General features: G+C 53.1%; 22 protein-coding genes. 4 read left to right on the top strand and 18 right to left on the bottom strand.

Annotation, left to right across the window (positions count from 1 at the left end; genetic code table 11):
* Nucleotides 1-87: 87 nt before the first annotated feature.
* Nucleotides 88-876: a deaminated glutathione amidase gene (locus tag OGV80_RS18945; RefSeq protein WP_087051573.1), complete on the top strand. Its 789-nt coding sequence runs from the start codon at nt 88-90 to the stop codon at nt 874-876.
* 128 nt (nt 877-1,004) lie between these two features.
* Complete coding sequence (tatE, locus tag OGV80_RS18940; RefSeq protein WP_200000305.1) at nt 1,005-1,208, top strand: twin-arginine translocase subunit TatE; 204 nt, start codon at nt 1,005-1,007, stop codon at nt 1,206-1,208.
* A gap of 98 nt (nt 1,209-1,306) precedes the next feature.
* On the opposite strand, the gene lipA is transcribed toward tatE, so the two are convergent.
* From lipA to OGV80_RS18890, 10 genes are all read right to left on the bottom strand, one after another.
* A complete protein-coding gene (lipA, locus tag OGV80_RS18935) occupies nt 1,307-2,272 on the bottom strand; it encodes a lipoyl synthase (protein WP_003022702.1) in 966 nt (321 codons plus the stop codon).
* A gap of 206 nt (nt 2,273-2,478) precedes the next feature.
* Nucleotides 2,479-3,120, bottom strand: a complete 642-nt coding sequence (lipB, locus tag OGV80_RS18930; protein WP_042309816.1) for a lipoyl(octanoyl) transferase LipB — start codon at nt 3,118-3,120, stop codon at nt 2,479-2,481.
* A gap of 113 nt (nt 3,121-3,233) precedes the next feature.
* Complete coding sequence (gene ybeD, locus OGV80_RS18925) at nt 3,234-3,497, bottom strand: DUF493 family protein YbeD (RefSeq protein WP_003022706.1); 264 nt, start codon at nt 3,495-3,497, stop codon at nt 3,234-3,236.
* A 106-nt stretch (nt 3,498-3,603) separates the two neighbouring features.
* On the bottom strand, nt 3,604-4,815 hold the full coding sequence (dacA, locus tag OGV80_RS18920) for a D-alanyl-D-alanine carboxypeptidase DacA (RefSeq protein WP_003022711.1): 1,212 nt from the start codon (nt 4,813-4,815) through the stop codon (nt 3,604-3,606).
* Between the two features lie 142 nt (nt 4,816-4,957).
* Complete coding sequence (gene rlpA, locus OGV80_RS18915) at nt 4,958-6,049, bottom strand: endolytic peptidoglycan transglycosylase RlpA (RefSeq protein ID WP_286515503.1); 1,092 nt, start codon at nt 6,047-6,049, stop codon at nt 4,958-4,960.
* A 10-nt stretch (nt 6,050-6,059) separates the two neighbouring features.
* Nucleotides 6,060-7,172, bottom strand: coding sequence for a peptidoglycan glycosyltransferase MrdB (mrdB, locus tag OGV80_RS18910; protein ID WP_006685529.1), 1,113 nt, complete (start codon nt 7,170-7,172; stop codon nt 6,060-6,062).
* 2 nt (nt 7,173-7,174) lie between these two features.
* Nucleotides 7,175-9,076 (bottom strand): peptidoglycan DD-transpeptidase MrdA, encoded by a 1,902-nt coding sequence (gene mrdA, locus OGV80_RS18905; protein ID WP_043015570.1) that lies wholly within the window; start codon nt 9,074-9,076, stop codon nt 7,175-7,177.
* Nucleotides 9,077-9,106: 30 nt separating this feature from the next.
* Nucleotides 9,107-9,574 (bottom strand): 23S rRNA (pseudouridine(1915)-N(3))-methyltransferase RlmH, encoded by a 468-nt coding sequence (gene rlmH, locus OGV80_RS18900; protein WP_003022725.1) that lies wholly within the window; start codon nt 9,572-9,574, stop codon nt 9,107-9,109.
* 3 nt (nt 9,575-9,577) lie between these two features.
* Nucleotides 9,578-9,895 (bottom strand): ribosome silencing factor, encoded by a 318-nt coding sequence (gene rsfS / locus OGV80_RS18895; RefSeq protein WP_003022728.1) that lies wholly within the window; start codon nt 9,893-9,895, stop codon nt 9,578-9,580.
* A gap of 254 nt (nt 9,896-10,149) precedes the next feature.
* Nucleotides 10,150-10,761: an adenosylcobalamin/alpha-ribazole phosphatase gene (locus OGV80_RS18890; RefSeq protein WP_047412698.1), complete on the bottom strand. Its 612-nt coding sequence runs from the start codon at nt 10,759-10,761 to the stop codon at nt 10,150-10,152.
* A 96-nt stretch (nt 10,762-10,857) separates the two neighbouring features.
* Here OGV80_RS18890 and cobD point away from each other — a divergent pair, with 96 nt between their 5' ends.
* Nucleotides 10,858-11,952 carry a threonine-phosphate decarboxylase CobD gene (cobD, locus tag OGV80_RS18885; RefSeq protein WP_100194091.1) on the top strand — a complete coding sequence of 365 codons (1,095 nt, stop codon included), beginning with the start codon at nt 10,858-10,860 and terminating at the stop codon, nt 11,950-11,952.
* On the opposite strand, the gene nadD is transcribed toward cobD, so the two are convergent.
* The 4 genes from nadD to leuS are packed head-to-tail and all read right to left on the bottom strand — an operon-like array spanning nt 11,927 to nt 16,791.
* The gene (gene nadD / locus OGV80_RS18880; protein ID WP_087051702.1) at nt 11,927-12,568 is read right to left on the bottom strand and encodes a nicotinate-nucleotide adenylyltransferase; all 642 of its coding nucleotides are present in this window, start codon (nt 12,566-12,568) and stop codon (nt 11,927-11,929) included. The two genes, cobD and nadD, sit on opposite strands and share 26 nt — an antisense overlap.
* Before the next feature lies 1 nt (nt 12,569).
* Nucleotides 12,570-13,601, bottom strand: coding sequence for a DNA polymerase III subunit delta (gene holA / locus OGV80_RS18875; RefSeq protein WP_043015573.1), 1,032 nt, complete (start codon nt 13,599-13,601; stop codon nt 12,570-12,572).
* Nucleotides 13,601-14,194, bottom strand: a complete 594-nt coding sequence (lptE, locus tag OGV80_RS18870; RefSeq protein WP_047412692.1) for an LPS assembly lipoprotein LptE — start codon at nt 14,192-14,194, stop codon at nt 13,601-13,603. The genes holA and lptE overlap by 1 nt, the downstream gene beginning before the upstream one ends.
* Nucleotides 14,195-14,208: 14 nt before the next feature.
* Nucleotides 14,209-16,791 carry a leucine--tRNA ligase gene (gene leuS, locus OGV80_RS18865; RefSeq protein ID WP_286515500.1) on the bottom strand — a complete coding sequence of 861 codons (2,583 nt, stop codon included), beginning with the start codon at nt 16,789-16,791 and terminating at the stop codon, nt 14,209-14,211.
* Nucleotides 16,792-17,026: 235 nt separating this feature from the next.
* Here leuS and OGV80_RS18860 point away from each other — a divergent pair, with 235 nt between their 5' ends.
* Nucleotides 17,027-17,509, top strand: coding sequence for a zinc ribbon-containing protein (locus OGV80_RS18860; RefSeq protein WP_006685521.1), 483 nt, complete (start codon nt 17,027-17,029; stop codon nt 17,507-17,509).
* Nucleotides 17,510-17,605: 96 nt separating this feature from the next.
* Here the strand turns inward: OGV80_RS18860 and rihA are convergent, their stop codons facing one another.
* The 4 genes from rihA to gltJ form a co-directional block, all read right to left on the bottom strand.
* A complete protein-coding gene (gene rihA / locus OGV80_RS18855) occupies nt 17,606-18,541 on the bottom strand; it encodes a pyrimidine-specific ribonucleoside hydrolase RihA (protein ID WP_286515498.1) in 936 nt (311 codons plus the stop codon).
* A gap of 116 nt (nt 18,542-18,657) precedes the next feature.
* Nucleotides 18,658-19,383 carry a glutamate/aspartate ABC transporter ATP-binding protein GltL gene (gene gltL / locus OGV80_RS18850; RefSeq protein ID WP_043015577.1) on the bottom strand — a complete coding sequence of 242 codons (726 nt, stop codon included), beginning with the start codon at nt 19,381-19,383 and terminating at the stop codon, nt 18,658-18,660.
* Nucleotides 19,383-20,057: a glutamate/aspartate ABC transporter permease GltK gene (gene gltK / locus OGV80_RS18845; protein WP_003022757.1), complete on the bottom strand. Its 675-nt coding sequence runs from the start codon at nt 20,055-20,057 to the stop codon at nt 19,383-19,385. Before gltK ends, gltL begins: the two co-directional genes overlap by 1 nt.
* A complete protein-coding gene (gene gltJ / locus OGV80_RS18840; RefSeq protein ID WP_003831316.1) occupies nt 20,057-20,797 on the bottom strand; it encodes a glutamate/aspartate ABC transporter permease GltJ in 741 nt (246 codons plus the stop codon). Before gltJ ends, gltK begins: the two co-directional genes overlap by 1 nt.
* Between the last annotated feature and the right edge of the window lie 72 nt (nt 20,798-20,869).

Raw genomic sequence — 20,869 nt, 5'->3', positions numbered from 1 at the left:
GTAATCCTGCTATTTGATTGTATAGAGAGTGAGTGTAACGCTGAATAATCGTTGTTGGCGAGCTTAACAAAGTTTTCTGGAGGGAATATGTTCGTTGCTGCAGGGCAATTTGCCGTGGGCCCTTCATGGGAGAAAAATGCAGAAACCTGTGCCTTACTGATGTCTCAGGCAGCAGGCGAGGGAGCATCGCTACTGGTATTACCGGAGGCATTGCTGGCGCGTGACGATTTTGACCCTGACATGTCAGTGAAATCAGCCCAACTGTTAGAAGGTGGGTTTCTGACGCGTTTGTTGCGAGAAAGTGCGCAAAATGAGATGACAACAATCCTGACCATTCATGTTCCCTCTGTGCCTGGTCGTGCCTATAACATGCTGGTGGCATTACGGGCAGGGCAGGTTGTGGCCCATTACGCGAAATTACATCTCTATGACGCCTTTTCCATTCAAGAATCACGTAATGTGGATGCAGGGGACGCCATCGCGCCGCTGCTGGACGTAGACGGATTAAAAGTAGGGCTAATGACCTGCTATGACCTGCGCTTCCCCGAGCTGGCGCTGGCGCACGCGCTGCAGGGGGCTGAAATCCTCGTTTTACCCGCGGCCTGGGTGCGGGGATCGTTAAAAGAGCATCACTGGGCTACACTTTTGGCAGCAAGAGCGCTGGATGCCACGTGTTATCTGGTGGCGGCTGGAGAGTGCGGTAACAAGAATATTGGCCAAAGTCGGGTTATCGATCCTTTAGGCGTGACCATTGCAGCAGCGGCAGAAACGCCCGCGCTAATCATAGCCGAGGTTTCCGGCGAGAGGGTGAGGCAGGTCAGGGCGCAACTTCCGGTATTAAGTAACCGACGCTTTGCGCCACCGCAATTATTATGACGTTTTTTTAAACAAGGCTTGATTCACCTTGTTACAGATTGCTATTGTGTGCGCGCGTCGAAAGGCCGTTAATATTCTCAGGTTAATATGGCGCTTTATGCAGCCTGGTTTAAGTCAAGAAGGTATCTATGGGTGAGATTAGTATTACCAAACTGCTGGTGGTTGCCGCACTGGTTGTTCTGCTGTTTGGTACCAAGAAGTTACGTACACTGGGTGGAGACCTGGGAACGGCAATCAAGGGCTTCAAGAAAGCGATGAACGACGATAATGCCGATGCCAAGAGAGAGGCTGATGGTAGCGTTCAGGCTGAGAAGCTTTCTCATAAAGAGTAATGTCAGGAGCATGATGCTCATACTGCAAACTCTGAATGAAAAAAAACCGGCGATTTGCCGGTTTTTTTATTGCTGATATGTAAGTGATTATTACACGATTACTTCACTTCCAGCCCTTTGGCTTGCATGTCAGCATGGTATGAAGAGCGAACGAATGGACCACACGCAGCATGGGTAAAGCCCATAGCCATAGCTTCTGCTTTCATCTCATCGAACTCATCCGGGCTTACATAGCGTTGCACCGGCAGGTGATGGCGGCTTGGCTGTAAATACTGCCCCAGCGTCAGCATAGTCACGCCATGGCTGCGCAGGTCGCGCATGACCTCAATGATTTCAGCATTGGTTTCGCCCAGACCCACCATCAGACCCGACTTGGTCGGAATCTCCGGATGTGCTTCCTTGAAACGTTCCAGAAGCTTCAGCGACCAGTTATAGTCAGCCCCAGGGCGTACATTGCGATAAATACGCGGTACGTTTTCGAGGTTGTGGTTAAACACGTCCGGCGGTGTGGCGGTGAGGATATCCAGCGCGCGATCCATACGACCACGGAAGTCAGGCACCAGCGTTTCGATTTTAATCGACGGGCTTTTCTCACGAATAGCGGTGATGCAGTCAGCAAAGTGCTGGGCGCCGCCGTCACGCAGATCGTCGCGGTCAACGGAGGTAATGACCACATAGCGCAGCGCCATGTCCGCAATTGTCTGAGCCAGTTTTAACGGCTCGTTAGCATCAGGAGCAACCGGACGGCCATGGGCAACGTCGCAGAATGGGCAACGGCGGGTACAGATTGCGCCGAGGATCATAAAGGTTGCAGTGCCGTGATTGAAACATTCAGCCAGGTTAGGGCAGGAAGCTTCTTCGCAGACAGAGTGCAGGCCATTTTTGCGCATTGCCGCTTTGATGCCCTGGATGCGAGTGGAGTCCGCTGGCAGTTTTATTTTCATCCATTCCGGTTTACGCAGCAGGGCTTCACGCTCTGTTGCCACATTTTTTACCGGGATAAGAGCCATCTTATCGGCATCGCGGTATTTAACACCGCGTTCCATCACAATGGGTTTACTCATAGCTTGCGTGTTCCAGTTGCGAATTACGAAGGAAAGCGTTTCAATTCAAGGGAATGTTGCATTTATCAACTATTTTTGAATTAGTGATACGCAGTATATCATTGAAACGGGCCAGAAAGCAGCCTGACAGGCTGGCAAAATGTAAAATAGTTGTTGTTTTGTGCCATTTGCCACAACATATGCCGTGGCAAAGTATGACCGCATTTTTAGTCCGCAACGTATTCGTGCGGTGGGTTACCCAACAGCGCCAGAATGTTGGCCAGCAGGCGTGGGCGAATGCTCTCAGTGGTGGCCGCGCTATCCCACTGCGATACTTTTGCCATCTCCATTCCGGCATAACCACAAGGATTGATACGCAGGAAAGGCGACAAGTCCATATCCACGTTAAGCGCTAAGCCGTGAAATGAACATCCTTTACGAATACGTAACCCCAAAGAGCAGATTTTCTTCTCTCCAACGTAAACGCCAGGCGCATCGGCTCGCGGGTGAGCGTCAATGCCGATTTCCGCCAGGGTATTGACGACGGTTTGCTCTAACAGCGTAACCAGTTCGCGAACGCCAAGTTTACGACGCTTCAGGTTTAACAGCACATACATGACCTGCTGGCCCGGCCCGTGGTAGGTCACCTGGCCGCCACGATCGCTCTGGATCACCGGAATATCTCCGGGCATCAGTACGTGTTCTGCTTTACCTGCCTGACCCTGGGTAAAGACAGGATAATGCTCTACCAGCCAGATTTCATCATGGCTGTTTTCATCGCGGGTATCGGTAAATTCGTGCATGGCCAGAGAGACTGGCTCGTAAGGTTGAAGACCGAGCTGGCGGACCAGAATTTTATCCTGATACAAAACGGCATCTCCGTAAATACTCACACAGAGTAGAGAATGTTAAAGAGGGGAAAAGTATATCACAGGAGGGAGGGGTTACCCGAGCGGGGATGCAGCGGGTAACCGACAGGTTTTTACAGCACCATGCGTACGATATCGATGTTACCTAATTCTTCGTACAGCGTTTCAACCTGCTCAATGTGTGTAGCAGTGATGGTGATAGAGACCGAGTGGTAGTTGCCTTTGCTGCTCGGTTTTACCGTCGGAGAGTAATCACCTGGCGCATGGCGCTGTACCACTTCAACCACCTGATCAACCAGCTCAGGCAACGCCTGCCCCATTACTTTGTAAGTAAATGGAGTAGGGAATTCAAGCAGTTCGTTAAGTTTGGTTTTCATGTCAGCTCCGGCGTTACATCAAAAAATAATAACTCCCACAGTGCGTGGGAGTTATCAGGATACCTAGTATATGGGGACGTAAATCACACTTTCAAGTGTTCGATTTTTAGCCAAACCAGTGATGGAACATTAATTTAATGTAATCAATGATTTTCCCAAAGAAGTTGCCTTCAGGGATTTCCTGCAGAACCACCAGCGGGCGCTGCTCAATGGTTTTGCCATCCAACTGGAAGTTGATAGTACCGACAACCTGATTTTTCTGCAGCGGTGCGTGCAGTTCAGTGGTGTTCAGCACATAGCTTGCTTTCAGATCTTTCATGCGACCGCGTGGAATGGTCAGATAGACGTCTTTATCAACACCTAACGACGCACGATCGGTGTTACCAAACCAGGCAGGTTCTGAGGCAAATTCTTTACCTACTTTCAGCGGGTTGACGGTTTCGAAGAAACGGAAGCCCCAGGTCAGCAGTTTTTTACTTTCGGTTTCGCGGCCTTTATAGGTGCGACCACCCATGACGGCGGAGATCAGACGCATCTGGCCTTCAGTTGCTGATGCAACGAGGTTATAGCCAGCCTTATCGGTGTGACCGGTTTTGATACCGTCGACATTCAGGCTGTTATCCCACAGCAGGCCGTTGCGGTTTAGCTGACGAATGCCGTTAAAGGTGAACTCTTTTTCTTTATAGATAGAGTATTCGTTAGGCACGTCACGAATTAGCGCCTGACCAATCATCGCCATGTCGCGAGCCGAGCTGTACTGGCCGTCAGCATCAAGACCATGAACGGTCTGGAAGTGGGTGTTTTTCAGGCCCAGCGCATTCACATAGCTGTTCATCAGTCCGACGAAAGCATCCTGGCTACCGGCGGCGAAGTCCGCCATTGCCACGCACGCGTCGTTTCCGGATTGCAGGTTAATGCCACGGATCAGCTGAGAAACAGGAACCTGCATGCCTGGCTTAAGGAACATCAGCGATGAACCTTTGAAGACCGGGTTGCCCGTAGCCCATGCGTCATTACCGACGGTAACCAGATCGGTTTCTTTGAATTTCCCGGCTTTCATCGCCTGGCCGATGACGTAGCTGGTCATCATTTTGGTCAGGCTGGCGGGATCGCGGCGAGTATCGGCGTTCTGTTCTGCGAGAACCTTACCTGAATTGTAATCAATCAGGATATACGACTCCGCATCGATCTGCGGAACGCCCGGGATCATGGTTTTAATATTCAGGTCATCGGCATGGGCAGCAGAGAGAGAGGCTGCGCAGAGAGCCGCGGTGAGCGCCATACGCTGCACGAAACGAGCGGAAAAAGTGGTCTTCATGGTCTGAACTACGACGTCCGTGATGAAATTAAAAAAAGTGCCCTACTATAGCAAATGCATAACTGGCAGGCATCTGACTTTCCGCGTGACTTTGTTAATGTCATTTACAGAAACTGACAGTTCAGATACCTGATTTACGTTATTACACGCCGGTGATGAAGGACTGTAATTGCGCCTCGGATTGAAGACGCTGCTGCAATGCGGAAGCTTCAGTTTTGCTGGCGAACGGCCCCATCTGGATACGCCAGACTGCGCCGTTTTGTACTACCCGGCCAGGGACGCCAAACTGCTGGCTTAAACGCTTTTGATACTGCTGTGCGCGCGACTGCTCGCTGACAGCGCCAACCTGCACCACGTAGCGTCCGTTAGCGGTTGCCGCTGGAGCAGGTGCTGCGACGGCTGCTGGTGTCGCTGCCGGTGCGGTGGTAGTCGGTTGTGGCGCCGGGGTCGGCTCGCTGCCTTCCAGCACACCTGCTGCGAGCGTGGTCGGCGCACCGAGGAATCCACCGCTGTTGACTGGCGCGCCGGTTGGATCATCGCTTTTCAGCGTGGAATTGCTGATTGGACGAATATCACCTTGCGGCTGACCTGCATCCGATGGCGAAGGCATGCTTCCCATATTGCCGCCACCGCTTAAATCTGGACGTGCCGGCAGGGCATAAGTTTGTTTCGCGACCGTAGTACAAGCCATTCCCGGCCCCGACAAGGAACCATCCTGGGCGACGATGATCGGGTCGATACGTACTTTGGTGTTGTTGGAGGTGTTCAGACGATCGGCAGCGGCACGCGAAAGTGAAATCACGCGATCGTTGCCATAAGGGCCGCGATCGTTAATGCGTACGACGATCATCCTGCCGTTTGCCAGGTTGGTAATTCTGGCATAGCTTGGGACTGGCAACGTCGGATGCGCAGCGGTCAGTTGCATCGGGTCGAACGCTTCGCCAGACGCGGTTAAATTGCTTCCGGGTTCCGCATCATAAATAGCGGCGAGCCCGGCCTGACTAAAGCGGGAGGGATCCTGGACGATTTTGTAGCTTTTACCATCACGCTGGTAGTCCTGATTCGCCGTTGGGTTCAGGGGTTCAAAGCGCGGATCGGCCCCGCTGATTTCAACAATCGGACCATTACACACCGCAGGCTGCGGCGCGACAGCAACCTGTTGCTGACCATCATCACTCGAACACGCCGCGAGCATTCCTGCTGCGATGCAGATACCAAGCCACTGCTTACGCATTGCGTACCCCTTACACGCTTTTCGACAACATTTTTCTATGGGTGTGGATCGACATAACAATCCCGAACCCGGCCATCAGCACGATAAGTGCCGAGCCTCCGTAACTGACCAGTGGGAGTGGAACCCCAACCACGGGCAGAATACCGCTCACCATACCAATATTTACGAAGACATAAACGAATAATATCAACATTAAGCCACCCGCCATGACGCGACCAAAGGTGGTTTGCGCGCGAGCAGCGATCCATAATCCGCGCATAATCAGCAAAATGTACAGCGTCAGCAGAATCAATATCCCCACCAGACCCAGCTCTTCCGCCAGGACTGCGAAGATAAAGTCCGTGTGGCGCTCCGGTAAAAACTCAAGCTGCGACTGCGTACCATGCAGCCAGCCCTTGCCGCGTAGCCCGCCAGAGCCAATAGCAATTTTAGACTGAATGATGTGATAGCCCGCGCCCAGCGGGTCGGTTTCCGGGTCGAGCAGCATCATGACGCGCTGACGCTGATAATCATGCATCAGGAAGAACCACAGTATCGGAATAAACGCTGCGACCAGAACCACCGCAACGCCGATTAAGCGCCAGCTCAAACCAGAAAGGAACAGGACAAACAGACCTGAAAGGGCAACCAGAATTGAGGTGCCGAGGTCAGGCTGGGCTGCGACCAGCAGCGTGGGCATAAAAATCAGCACCAGCGCAATGGCGGTATTTTTTAGCGATGGCGGGCAAACGTCTCGGTTAATAAAGCGCGCGACCATCAGTGGCACGGCGATTTTGGCGATTTCTGAGGGCTGAAAACGCACAATACCTAAATCCAGCCAGCGCTGCGCGCCTTTGGAAATGGCGCCGAAGGCGTCTACCGCCACCAACAGAATAATGCAGAAGATATAGAGATAGGGCGCCCAGCCCTCATAAACCCGGGGCGGAATTTGCGCCATCACGACCATGATGACCAGACCCATTGCGATTTGACCGACCTTGCGCTCCATCATGCCAATATCCTGGCCGCTGGCGCTCCAGATGACCAGTGAGCTGTAGACCAGCAGAGCCAGCAAAATCAGTAACATGGTGGGATCGATGTGGATTTTGTCCCAGAATGTTTTTTTGTTCGGATTATCCGTCACGATTATTGGTCCTCCGCTGCTGCAACCGCGGGGTTTTCTGCAGGCAGATTGGTGTTGTTGTCGCCCAACATAATGTGGTCAAGGATTTGGCGCATAATAGTGCCCACCGCCGGACCCGCACCGCCGTTTTCAAGGATCATGGCGACAGCGACCTGGGGTTTATCATAAGGGGCGAAGGCCGTCATCAGCTTGTGGTCACGTAAACGCTCGGCGATCTTATGTGCGTTATAGGTTTCATTGGCTTTCAGGCCAAAGACCTGTGCGGTACCGGATTTCGCCGCAATTTTGTAAGGCGCGCCAGCAAAATACTTGTGCGCAGTCCCGTTAGGGCGGTTCGCGACACCATACATACCGTCTTTCGCGATTTCCCAATAACCGGAATGAATATCGCCAACGGGCGGTTCGTGCGGCTGTACCCACGGCACCTGCTTGCCGTCTTCTGCCGTACTCATCAGCAGATGCGGGACTTTTACCAAACCGTCGTTGATAAGGATCATCAGCGCTTTACTCATCTGGATAGGGGTTGCAGTCCAGTAACCCTGACCGATGCCGACGGGAATGGTATCACCCTGGTACCATGGTTTTTTAAACCGTTTTTGCTTCCACTCGCGGGTTGGCATATTGCCGGAACGTTCTTCGGCAAGATCGATACCCGTGTATTGGCCGTAGCCAAACTTGCTCATCCACTCTGAAAGCCGGTCTATCCCCATATCATAGGCGATTTGATAGAAAAACGTATCTGCGGACTCTTCCAGAGAACGGGTGATGTTCAGATGACCGTGCCCCCACTTTTTCCAGTCGCGGTAACGTTTCTCAGAGCCCGGTAGCTGCCACCAGCCCGGATCGAACAGGCCGGTGTTGCGGGTAATGACGCCTGCGCTTAACGCAGAAACAGCGACGTAAGGTTTTACCGTCGAAGCAGGGGGGTAAACGCCCTGCGTGGCGCGGTTAACTAATGGGGTATTCGGATCATTGAGCAACCCGGAGTAATCTTTGCTGGAGATGCCATCTACAAACAGGTTCGGGTCGTAGCTCGGCATGGATACCAGCGCCAGAACGCCACCGGTACGCGGATCGGTAACCACCACGGCGGCACGACTGCCCGCCAGCAGCGTTTCAATGTACTGCTGGAGTTTCAAATCCAGAGTGAGATAGATATCGTGCCCGGCCTGCGGGGCCACTTCTTTCAGCTGGCGAATGACGCGGCCGCGGTTGTTCACTTCAACTTCTTCATAACCGGTCTGGCCGTGAAGGACGTCTTCGTAATAACGTTCAATACCCAGCTTGCCGATGTCGTGCGTCGCCGCGTAGTTAGCCAGCTTGCCGTCTTTGTCCAGGCGGTCCACGTCTTTATCGTTGATCTTCGATACGTAGCCAATCACGTGGGTTAGCGCAGAGCCGTAGGGGTAATAGCGACGTTTATAGCCTTTAACTTCGACGCCCGGAAAGCGATATTGATTAACGGCAAACCGTGCGACCTGAACTTCAGTCAGGTTGGTTTTTACCGGAATAGAGGTGAAACGGTGTGAACGGGCGCGCTCTTTTTTAAAGGCGGCAATATCATCGTCCGTCAGGTCTACGACGTTACGCAGCGCGTCGAGCGTATCCTGAATGTTGTCGACCTTTTCCGGCATCATTTCTATCTGATAAATGGTGCGGTTAAGGGCGAGCGGAATGCCGTTGCGGTCATAAATGATGCCGCGACTTGGCGCGATAGGGACCAGTTTGATACGGTTTTCGTTCGAGCGAGTCTGATAATCAGTAAAGCGAACGATTTGCAGATTATAAAGGTTGGCGATCAGCACGCCGGTGAGCAGCAAAATCCCCAAAAAAGCGACCAGCGCCCGGCGCACAAACAGCGCGGACTCAGCCGAATAGTCGCGAAAAGAATTCTGTAGTTTCATCCGCTGCTTAATCTACTCAAGAATCAATGATCACTCACGGTGATAAGGATGGTTGGTGGTAATGCTCCACGCCCTGTACAGACTCTCCGCTACCAGAACCCGAACAAGAGGGTGAGGAAGGGTTAACGCAGAGAGTGACCAGCTTTGTTCCGCTGCCGCTTTACAGGCGGGAGAGAGCCCTTCTGGCCCGCCAATCAACAGGCTGACGTCACGACCGTCCAGTTTCCAGCGCTCCAGTTCGGTCGCCAGCTGCGGCGTATCCCAGGGTTTCCCGGGGATATCAAGGGTGACGATGCGGTTTTTGCCGGCTGCGGCCAGCATCTGCTCACCCTCTTTGTCGAGAATGCGTTTAATGTCCGCGTTCTTGCCGCGTTTTCCTGCCGGGATTTCGATCAGCTCAAAGGGCATATCTTTCGGAAACCGACGCAGATACTCGGTAAATCCGGTTTGCACCCAGTCAGGCATTTTCGTTCCCACAGCGACAAGTTGCAGCTTCACGCATTAACTCCAGAGTTTTTCCAGTTCATACAGGCGACGACTCTCTTCCTGCATCACGTGGACAATCACATCGCCGAGGTCAACGACGATCCAGTCAGCGACATTCTCGCCTTCCACGCCGAGCGGCAGCAGGCCAGCAGTGCGGGACTCCTGAACAACGTGATCTGCGATAGACATAACGTGACGGCTGGATGTGCCGGTGCAGATAATCATGCAATCAGTGATGCTGGACTTGCCCTGAACGTCTAAGGCGATGATGTCTTGACCTTTCAGGTCATCAATTTTGTCGATTACAAAATCCTGGAGTGCTTTACCCTGCAAGTGTTCCCCCTGGGTGAAAAGAGTTAAAAACGTCTGTTAGTATACCTGAACCAGAGGCGATATCGGGACAAATGTCTCCGAAAGCGCTTGTGAAGTGCGCTATCATCCCATCCCACGCTACAGAATGCATCGCCATTTTTGTAAAACAATTTCTGCAAAGCTCTGAAGGGCGGGAAAAGTCAGGTTGCGGAGAATAACAGCCTGTCATGGGGTGTCAATGGGAGAGAGCCCCTTCGAGATAAAAAACAGCGCTTTCACTCCCCGTCGTGCCATACGGCACGGCTGTTGAGCACTTTCAGAACCGCAAAATCGTCACAAAAATCAATTGCGCTCCAGCAGCCTTGTTCGACGCGGAAATGCCACATTGCCGCTGCTGGCATGGATAGCAGACGGGCGATCAATACGCTCAGTACGCCCTGATGACTCACCACCAGCAGATTCTGGCAGGCTTTGTAATCAGCGAGTTGCGCAATGAAGCGTTCCACGCGCAGGGAAAATGCCTGAAAACCTTCGCCATTTGTGGGCGTCGCATTCTGCCAGTCGTTACACCACACGGCGTAGTTTTCGGCGTCTTCGCGCGCCAGATCGCGATGATGGCGCATTTCCCAGTCACCAAAAAACATTTCATTGAGTTCAGGCATATTGCGCACCGCAACCTCGCGATCCCCTAAGACCAACTGTGTTGTATGGCGGGCGCGTTCCAGCTCGCTGCACAAAACGTTGTCGACAGGCACATTGCGTAACAGCCTACCCAGCGTTTGCGCCTGAGCGATCCCCCGTTCCGTTAGCGGTGTGGGGGCGTGGCCACTGTATAAACCAGCGACATTGGCTTCGGTTTCTCCATGACGTACTAACCAGAGTCTCATGTTTTCCTCATCAGGCTATTCGCACAAAATATGATGTTTGCCCTGATTGCGCAGAGATTTTTCACTAAAATACCCTCTTTTACGTGGAGCGGCACGATGTCTTTATTGAAGAGCGCGCATGGTGGTAATACCCGAGAAGCCGCCGAATTGTTGGGCATCTCGCCTGAGCATTTGCTGGATTTTAGCGCGAATATTAATCCGTTGGGTATGCCGGCAAGTTTAAAACGCGCGATCATCGACAACCTGGACTGCGCGGAGCGTTACCCGGATGTCGATTACGCTAAACTGCATGCGGCGCTGGCGGAGCATCATCAGATTCCGGCCTCGTGGATCCTGGCTGGAAACGGCGAGACCGAGTCTATTTTTACCCTGGTGCATGGCCTGAAGCCACGCCACGCGATGATCGTGACGCCCGGGTTTGCGGAATATCGTCGGGCGCTGCAATGGGGAGACTGTACGATCCATGAGTTTGCGCTGCGCGAAGACGACGGCTGGCAGCTTACCGATGCGATCCTCGATGCGTTAACCTCAGAGCTGGACTGCCTGTTTCTCTGTACGCCCAACAATCCCACCGGGTTACTACCGGATAACCGCCTGCTACGTGAGATTGCCGCACGTTGTGAGCGGCTTGGGATCGCTCTGATCCTCGATGAAGCCTTTATCGATTTTATTGCCGGGGAGCCGGGGTTTATTCCGCTGCTGCGGGATAACCCACATATTTGGGTGCTGCGCTCTCTCACCAAGTTCTATGCGATACCGGGGCTGCGTCTGGGGTATCTGGTCAACAGTCACGAGCAGGCCGTTGCACAAATGCGCAGCCGACAAATGCCGTGGTCAATTAATACGTTTGCTGCCCTGGCAGGCGAGATTATCTTACGCGATAGCGCATATCAGCAGGCAACGTGGAAGTGGCTGGAACAAGAGGGGGCGCGGTTTGATCAACAGCTGCAAGAATTGCCCGGCCTGACGACGTATCCCGGCCGGGCAAATTATCGTTTATTACGCTGCGATTGCGCGGATATTGATTTGCAACGCGCGTTGCTGGAACAACACGTCCTGATTCGCAGTTGTGCTAATTATCCGGGGCTGGATGCGCGCTATTATCGGGTAGCCGTTCGCAGCCTGGAAGAGAATAACCGCCTGTTGACGGCCTTACGCAAGGTGCTTAGCGGTACAATCCCTGCTGATTGATATAGTCAAGCACTGCGCCTGGCATCAGGTCGTCGCACGGCTCGCCTTTTTCCAGACGCTCACGGATGAGCGTGGCGGAGATGTTAAACCACGGCGTTTCGGCCAGGTAAATTTTTCCGCAAGGCAGGTTGTGCAGGTCATCTGCTGAATGGGTCAGATGATCCTCCAGCCATTGCTGGTGTTTTTCCTGCGCCATTTCGAGCGGATAGCCCGGACGTCGGCACACGATAAGATGGGTATTCCCCAGAATGGTGTGGTAGTCATGCCAGGAAGGGAAGGTAAGCAGTGAATCCTGACCAATGATAAACGCTAATGGCACGTTTGGGCCTTGCTCCTCGCGCCACTCTTTTAGCGTTTGTGCGGTGTAGGAAGCGGTATCGCGTTTCAGTTCGCGTTCATCCAGGGAAAATAGCGGCTTGTCAGCAATGGCCAGTTCAACCATACGCTTACGTTGCTCACCGGACGCTTCAGGTTGCGCACGATGCGGCGGGACGTTATTGGGCATGATGATGACCCGGGAAAGCCCAATCAGATTCGCCAGAATTTCAACCGGTTTAAGATGACCATAATGCACCGGATCAAAGGTGCCACCGAACAGAGCCTGCAATGATTTCATATCAACCATCAATAAAAACATCGGCCAGCGATTTATGACAGAGCAAAAGGGAAAGTCCCTCAAGTTCTGCCCACACTGACTGACCATAGTCTTGTTTAAGCGTAATTTCCGTACGCGTTAACAGCGTTACCGCCTGACGCAGTTGCGCGGGGTTCAGCCGGTTTAGCGCATCGCCCATCATACCCCGGCGATTCTGCCACACCCGGTGTTTATCAAACAACGAGCGCAAAGGCGTATGGGCCGACTGCCGTTTTAAGTTAACCAGCAACAGCAACTCTCGCTGTATCGTACGCAACAAAATAACCGGCTCACTGCCTTCCAGGCGTAGCTGCTGCAGAATGTGCAGCGCGCGTTTGCTTTTGCCCATCAGCAGCGCGTCCACCCAGTGGAACGGGGTAAAGTGCGCGGCATCATTAACGGCTTTCTCCACGCGAGGCAGCGTTAGCTTGCCATCTGGCCAAAGCAGCGCTAGCCGTTCCAGCGCTTGCGCCAGTGCTAGCAGATTACCTTCATAGCAATAGCACAACAGCTGATTGGCTGCGTCATCCAGTTGCAGATTGTTAAGCTTTGCTCTGGCGGCGACCCAGCGCGGGAGCTGTGCTTGCTCCGGCGTCTGGCAGCTAACCTGAACCGCGTTTTTCGCCAGCCCGGTATACCATGCGCCGTTTTCCTGCGCCCTGGTGAGTTTGTTGCCGCGAACAATCAACAGCAGATCGTCATGTAGCAAAGTGACGAGTGAAGCAAGCTGTTCGTTAATGGCGGCATTCGGGCCATTTTCTGGCAATTGCAAAAGCAGGGTTTGACGACTGGCAAACAGGCTCATCGCCTGGCAGAGTGAAAAAATCTCTCCCCAGTCGGTGCTGTTGTCCAGAGTGAAAGCATGGTGTTCTTCGAATCCTTGCGTTGCTGCAGCCTGACGGATGGCGTCCTGGCTTTCCTGCAATAAGAGAGGATCGTTACCTAAGAGTAAATACGCCGCGCGCAGCCCTTCATCGAGCTGTGCGCGGAGTTGTTCAGGGTACAACTTGAGCATCAGTTACCCAGCGTGGTGGAAACACGCGCCGGAGATGACGCAGGCGTCGCGGCTTTATTCACCGCAGGCTCAGCATCAGCATTGGATGACTGAGTATCGGCCAGATGTACGCTCGGCAGCTTACGAATCAACTGCTCAGCCGCTTTGTCATACATCTCTTTGATAATCATGTCCTGCTCGTTATCCTTCGCCAGTGCAGCCTGTGGGTTGTCAAAGAACGAGCGATAAACTTTGGCGCTGATTGGATAAATATCATGACCTGGGATCAGCACGGTTGCGCTTACGGACATCACCATCTGGTATTCAGCCGTTTGACCGTTCTGGAATACCGATGCCGTATCCTGCGAAATGCTGACCGCGCCAAGGCGTAAGGACGTCACATCTTTACGCATTGTACCGTCTTCAAGCAGCGTAACGCCGTTCAGACGTAGCTGATTACGAACCGCGCGGCTTAACGGGCCGTTCGGATCGCCAGTGTTCAGGATCATGGTTTTCATTGAGGGTGGAACCTGCGTAGTACTACGCAGATGCCAGCCGCACCCGGCGGTGACAAGCACCGCCAGAGATAACAACAATGTTGTCAGAAGTCGCACGCTTCCTCCCGCGCTTAGCCAACGACCAGATTGAGGAGTTTACCCGGTACATAAATCACTTTACGTACGGTAACGCCATCAAGATATTTTGCTACCAGTTGCTCCTGGCCAGCACGCTCACGAACCTGCTCTTCAGTGGCGTTTACCGGAACGGTGATTTTTCCACGTACTTTACCGTTTACCTGGACCACAACCAGCGTTGAGTCTTCAACCATTGCCGCTTCGTCCGCCACCGGCCACGGCGCGTTGTCGATATCGCCTTCGCCTTTCAGCGCCTGCCACAGGGTGAAGCAAACGTGCGGGGTGAACGGGTTGAGCATGCGTACAACAGCCAGCAAGGCTTCCTGCATCAGGGCTCTGTCTTGTTCGTCTTCCTGCGGTGCTTTCGCCAGCTTGTTCATCAGCTCCATAATCGCCGCAATCGCGGTGTTAAAGGTCTGACGACGACCGATATCATCGGTGACTTTAGCAATAGTTTTGTGCACGTCGCGACGCAGCGCTTTTTGATCTTCGCTCAGCGCATCGGCGTTCAGGGCTGCAACATCCCCCTGAGAAGTATGTTCGTAAACCAGTTTCCAGACACGTTTCAGGAAGCGGTTTGCCCCTTCAACGCCGGATTCCTGCCATTCGAGCGTCATATCAGCCGGAGAAGCGAACATCATGAACAGACGAACGGTGTCAGCACCGTAGCGTTCAACCATAACCTGCGGGTCGATACCGTTATTTTTCGACTTGGACATTTTGCTCATGCCGGTATACACCAGCTCATGGCCTTCTGCGTCCTTCGCCTTAACGATACGACCTTTTTCGTCACGCTCAACGATGGCATCAACCGGAGAAACCCAGTTACGTTCACCGTTTGCGCCAACATAGTAGAACGCGTCAGCCAGCACCATCCCCTGACACAGCAGCTGTTTAGCTGGTTCATCAGAGTTAACCATGCCTGCATCGCGCATCAGTTTGTGGAAGAAGCGGAAGTAGAGCAGGTGCATGATGGCGTGTTCAATACCGCCAATGTAGATATCAACCGGCAGCCAGTAGTTAGCGGCGTCGGAATCCAGCATGCCTTCCTGATACTGCGGGCAGGTGTAGCGCGCGTAGTACCAGGACGACTCCATAAAGGTATCGAAGGTATCGGTTTCACGCAGGGCAGGCATACCGTTAACGGTGGTTTTCGCCCACTCCGGATCGGCTTTGATTGGGCTGGTAATGCCGTCCATAACCACGTCTTCCGGCAGAATAACCGGCAACTGGTCTTCTGGCGTAGGCAGTACGGTACCGTCTTCCAGCGTCACCATCGGAATCGGCGCACCCCAGTAACGTTGACGGGAAACACCCCAGTCACGCAGACGGTAGTTAACTTTACGCTCACCCACGCCTTTGGCTACCAGCTTGTCAGCAATGGCGTTGAAGGCCGCTTCGAAGTCGAGGCCGTCAAACTCACCGGAGTTAAACAGCACGCCTTTTTCGGTCAGCGCCTGTTCTGACAGGTCCGGCTCTGCGCCTTCAGCGGTCAGAATTACCGGCTTGATGGTCAGGCCATATTTGGTGGCAAATTCGTAATCGCGCTGATCGTGGCCCGGAACGGCCATGACTGCGCCCGTACCGTATTCCATCAGGACGAAGTTTGCTGCCCAAACGGGGATCTCTTCGCCAGTCAGCGGGTGAACGGCTTTAAAGCCAGTATCGACGCCTTTTTTCTCCATGGTCGCCATTTCAGCTTCTGCAACCTTGGTGTTGCGGCATTCGTCAATGAAGGCGGCCAGTTCAGGATTATTTGCAGCGGCTTTCTGCGCCAGCGGATGACCTGCGGCAACGGCCAGGTAGGTCGCACCCATAAAGGTGTCCGGGCGGGTGGTGTAAACGGTCAGCGTATTCTCATAACCATTCACATCAAAGGTGATTTCCACGCCTTCAGAACGGCCAATCCAGTTGCGCTGCATGGTCTTAACGGTGTCAGGCCAGTGGTCCAGGTTATCCAGATCGCGCAGCAGTTCGTCAGCGTAGGCGGTGATTTTAATGAACCACTGTGGGATCTCTTTACGCTCAACTTTGGTATCGCAACGCCAGCAGCAGCCGTCGATAACCTGTTCGTTCGCCAGAACGGTCTGGTCGTTCGGGCACCAGTTGACCGCAGAGGTTTTCTTGTACACCAGGCCTTTTTTGTACAGCTCGGTGAAGAACTTCTGTTCCCAGCGGTAGTATTCCGGGGTGCAGGTCGCCAGCTCACGGCTCCAGTCATAACCGAAACCCAGCATTTTGAGCTGGTTTTTCATGTAAGCGATGTTGTCGTACGTCCACGGTGCCGGCGCGGTGTTATTTTTAACCGCAGCGCCTTCCGCAGGCAGGCCGAACGCATCCCAGCCAATTGGCTGCAGTACGTTTTTGCCCAGCATACGCTGGTAGCGGGCGATCACGTCACCGATGGTGTAGTTACGTACGTGGCCCATGTGTAGTCGACCAGAAGGATAGGGAAGCATAGACAGGCAGTAATACTTCTCTTTGCTCTCGTCTTCGGTAACTTCAAATGTGCGCTTCTCATCCCAGTGAAGCTGTACTTTGGATTCTATCTCTTCCGGGCGGTATTGCTCTTGCATGGCAGCCAGTGGTCCTGTTTTCAATACAGCTACAAACGTAGCTCTAGATGTGGTGTTTCAGATCCGCATAGCATAGCCCAAACGCCCGCGCCAAAACAGCCTTTCGCGCATTCAGCGTTGAATTCCCGCAAGGATAATTCTTGCACGAATTTACACACTCTGTGGACAGTCTTGCAAAGCGTAGCGTAAATAACGTCTATTATTATAGACAGTTAACGACCCAGGAGGCGAAGCGATGAACAAGGTTGCTCAATATTACCGTGAACTGGTGGCTTCACTGAGCGAACGTCTGCGTAATGGCGAACGCGATATCGATGCGTTGGTGGAGCAGGCGCGTCAACGAGTTATGCAGACCGGGGAGTTAACGCGAACCGAGGTGGAAGAGGTCACCCGGGCAGTCAGACGTGACCTGGAAGAGTTTGCTCTGAGCTATGAAGAAAGCCTCGATGAGGAGACAGACAGCGTCTTTATGCGGGTTATCAAAGAGAGTATCTGGCAGGAACTGGCCGATATTACCGATAAAACGCAGCTCGAATGGCGCGAAGTGTTCCAGGACCTCAGTCATCACGGGGTTTATCACAGCGGCGAGGTGGTCGGATTAGGTAATCTGGTCTGCGAGAAGTGCCACTTCCATTTGGCGGTTTACACCCCGGATGTGCTGCCGTTATGTCCGAAATGCGGACACGATCAGTTCCAGCGCCGACCGTTTGAGCCGTAATCGCTTATTGCCGGATGGCGACGCAAAGCGTCTTATCCGGCCTACAAATTGCACGATTTTGTAGGCTGGATCAGCGTTAGCGCCATCCGGCGTGTATTAGGCGTAAAACTTCAGCCGTTCTGCCAGCAAATCGACAAACCCCTGGCGATCAACATCCACCATCACGGTGGCGTTTGGCTTATTGCCGCTCAGGAAGTAGTAGTCCACCACGGTCATTCCCTGGGTATATTTACCCTGAGTCTCCACGCCAACCCAACGATCAACGGTGGTAAACAGTTCTGGTTTCAGCAGCCAGGCAATGGTGCATGGGTCATGCAGCGGTGCGCCGATGAATCCCCACTTTTCATCTTTGTGATATTCAAAGAAGAAGTCGAGTAGTTCTGCAACAATCGTCGAAATGGGATTGCCGATAGCGCGGAATCGTTCGGTATCTTCGCGATGTATTTGCGCTTTATGCGTGACGTCCAGACCAGCCATCACCACTGGAATGCCAGACTGGAATACGATTTCAGCGGCTTCAGGATCCACGAAAATATTGAACTCGGCGGCAGGGGTCCAGTTTCCGAGGCCCATTGCGCCGCCCATAATCACGATACGGGCGATTTTGGCGTGCAGCTCAGGATGGCTATTCAGAAGCAATGCTACGTTAGTTTGCGGCCCGGTGGAGACAATGGCCACCGGTTCCGGGCTGTCCCGCAGGGTTTTTGCCATCAGTTCCACAGCGGTACAGTCAAGTGGCGCAAAAGCGGGTTCCGGCAGCGCGGGGCCATCCAGCCCACTCTCACCGTGGACGTTATCGGCAATAATCAGATCGCGCATCAGTGGTTTCACTGCGCCACCGGCCACTGGGATATCCGTACGGTTGAGTAACGTTAACATGCGTAATACGTTACGCAGCGTTTTGTCGGGCGTCTGGTTACCGGCAGATGAGGTTATCGCTTTCACATCCAGTTCAGGTGAGGCGAGGGCGAGAACAATTGCGATAGCGTCGTCATGACCTGGATCGCAATCAAACAGGATAGGAAGTGCCATTGTTGCTCCTTGTAAGTGGGACTTTGTGACAAGGTTAACGCTGGGCTGTACCTGTTTCGAGAAGTGAAGAGATAAATCGTGAGGTGGCGCGCACATGGAGGTGCGCGCCAGCAAGATTAATGCAGGATTTTCGCGAGGAAGTCTTTGGCGCGGTCTGATTTCGGATTGGCGAAGAACTCTTCTTTCGGCGAGTCTTCAACAATTTTCCCTTCATCCATGAAGATCACCCGGTTCGCCACTTTACGCGCAAAGCCCATTTCGTGGGTGACTACCATCATGGTCATCCCTTCATTGGCCAGTTCAACCATGACGTCCAGCACTTCGTTGATCATTTCAGGATCAAGCGCTGATGTCGGTTCGTCAAACAGCATGGCGATAGGATCCATACACAGCGCCCTGGCAATGGCGACACGCTGTTGTTGGCCCCCGGAGAGCTGAGCCGGAAACTTATCGGCGTGCGCTGACAGACCAACGCGTTCCAGTAACTTTTGCGCTTTGTCGCGGGCCGGCTTTTTATCGCGTTTAAGCACTTTTACCTGCGCCAGAGTCAGGTTCTCAATGATCGACAGGTGGGGGAACAGTTCAAAGTGCTGGAACACCATACCAACGCGTGAACGCAGTTTAGCCAAATCGGTTTTTTTATCATTCACCACGGTGCCATCAACGGTGATAACGCCCTGTTGTACCGGCTCCAGCCCGTTCACCGTTTTGATAAGCGTTGATTTACCTGAGCCTGACGGGCCGCAGACCACCACCACTTCCCCTTTTTTCACTTCCGTGGAGCAGTCGGTCAGCACCTGAAAGTGACCATACCATTTAGAAACATTTTTCAGGGTAATCATTAAACTGTCCTTTTCTTCAAATAGCTGACCAACAACGATGCGCTCAGACTGAATACAAAATAAACGGCGCCAGCAAACAGGATCATTTCAACCTGCGTGCCGTCACGCTCGCCAATGGTGGAGGCGGTACGGAAGAAGTCTGCCAGACTTAATACATAAACCAGCGAGGTGTCCTGGAAGAGTACGATGCCCTGGGTGAGCAGCAGCGGCACCATTGCGCGGAATGCCTGCGGCAGAATGATGAGCTTCATCGACTGCCAGTGGGTCATCCCCAGCGCCAGCGCGGCGCTGGATTGCCCACGAGAAATACTCTGGATACCGGCACGGATAATCTCGGAATAGTATGCGGCTTCAAACATCGAAAACGCGACCATTGCTGAGATCAGGCGAATATCGGTTTTTGGCGACAGACCCAGTACGTTTTGCAGGAAGCCTGGCACAATCAGGTAGAACCACAGCAGCACCATTACCAGTGGAATGGAACGGAACACGTTGACGTAGCCTTTCGCAAACCAGGCAATAGGTGCGAAGCTGGACAAACGCATCACTGCAAGGATGGTTCCCCAGACAATACCAATGACCACTGCCGTAACGGTGATTTTCAGCGTGATAATCAGCCCATCCAGCAAATACGGCAGGGAAGGGACGATAGAACTCCAGTCAAATTCGTACATTATTTGCCTCCCAAATTGCCAGGCAGGCGGATTTTACGTTCAACGAGATTCATCACCAGCATGATGACGGCGTTAATCAGGACGTAGGCCAGAGTGATGGCGGTAAACGATTCCCATGCGTGGGCGGAGTAATCCAGCAGCTTACCCGCCTGCGCCGCCATATCGACCAGGCCGATAGTGGAGGCGATCGCGGAGTTCTTCACCAGGTTCATCATCTCTGAGGTCATTGGCGGAACAATCACGCGGTAAGCGTTTGGCAGCAGCACATAACGGTAGGCCTGCGGCAACGTTAGCCCCATCGCCAGCGCAGCGTTTTTCTGCCCACGAGGCAGAGACTGAATAGCGGCACGAACCTGTTCACAGACGCGCGCGGCGGTAAACAGCCCCAGACAGAGCATCGATGAGAGGAAGAACTGGATGTTGGGATCCAACTCAGCTTTGAACCACATCCCAATGTTTTCCGGCAGCAGTTCGGGAATGACCAGATACCAGGTAAAAAACTGGACGATGAGCGGAACGTTACGAAACAGCTCAACGTACAGCGTGCCGATCCCAGAAAGGAAACGATTTGGAACGGTACGTAAGATGCCGAATAAAGAGCCTATGAGGAAAGCGATAATCCAGGCGGTGATGGATAACGCGACCGTGACCTGGAAACCACTCCAGAGCCAGCCGAGATAGGTGGTGTTGCCGAACGGGGCTTGTTGTAAAAAAATACCCCAGTTCCAGTCTATAGACATAAATCTACTCCAGAAAAAAAAGGGTAGCAGCGCTACCCTCGAAGATTGTTATTCGGCGTTTTGCGGTTTTCA

It is taken from the genome of Citrobacter sp. Ce119 (assembly GCF_030334525.1).
GTDB classification, from domain to species: domain Bacteria; phylum Pseudomonadota; class Gammaproteobacteria; order Enterobacterales; family Enterobacteriaceae; genus Citrobacter; species Citrobacter europaeus.
The sequence above is the reverse complement of the archived record's forward strand: the minus strand, read 5'-3'. Positions and strand labels throughout refer to the sequence as shown.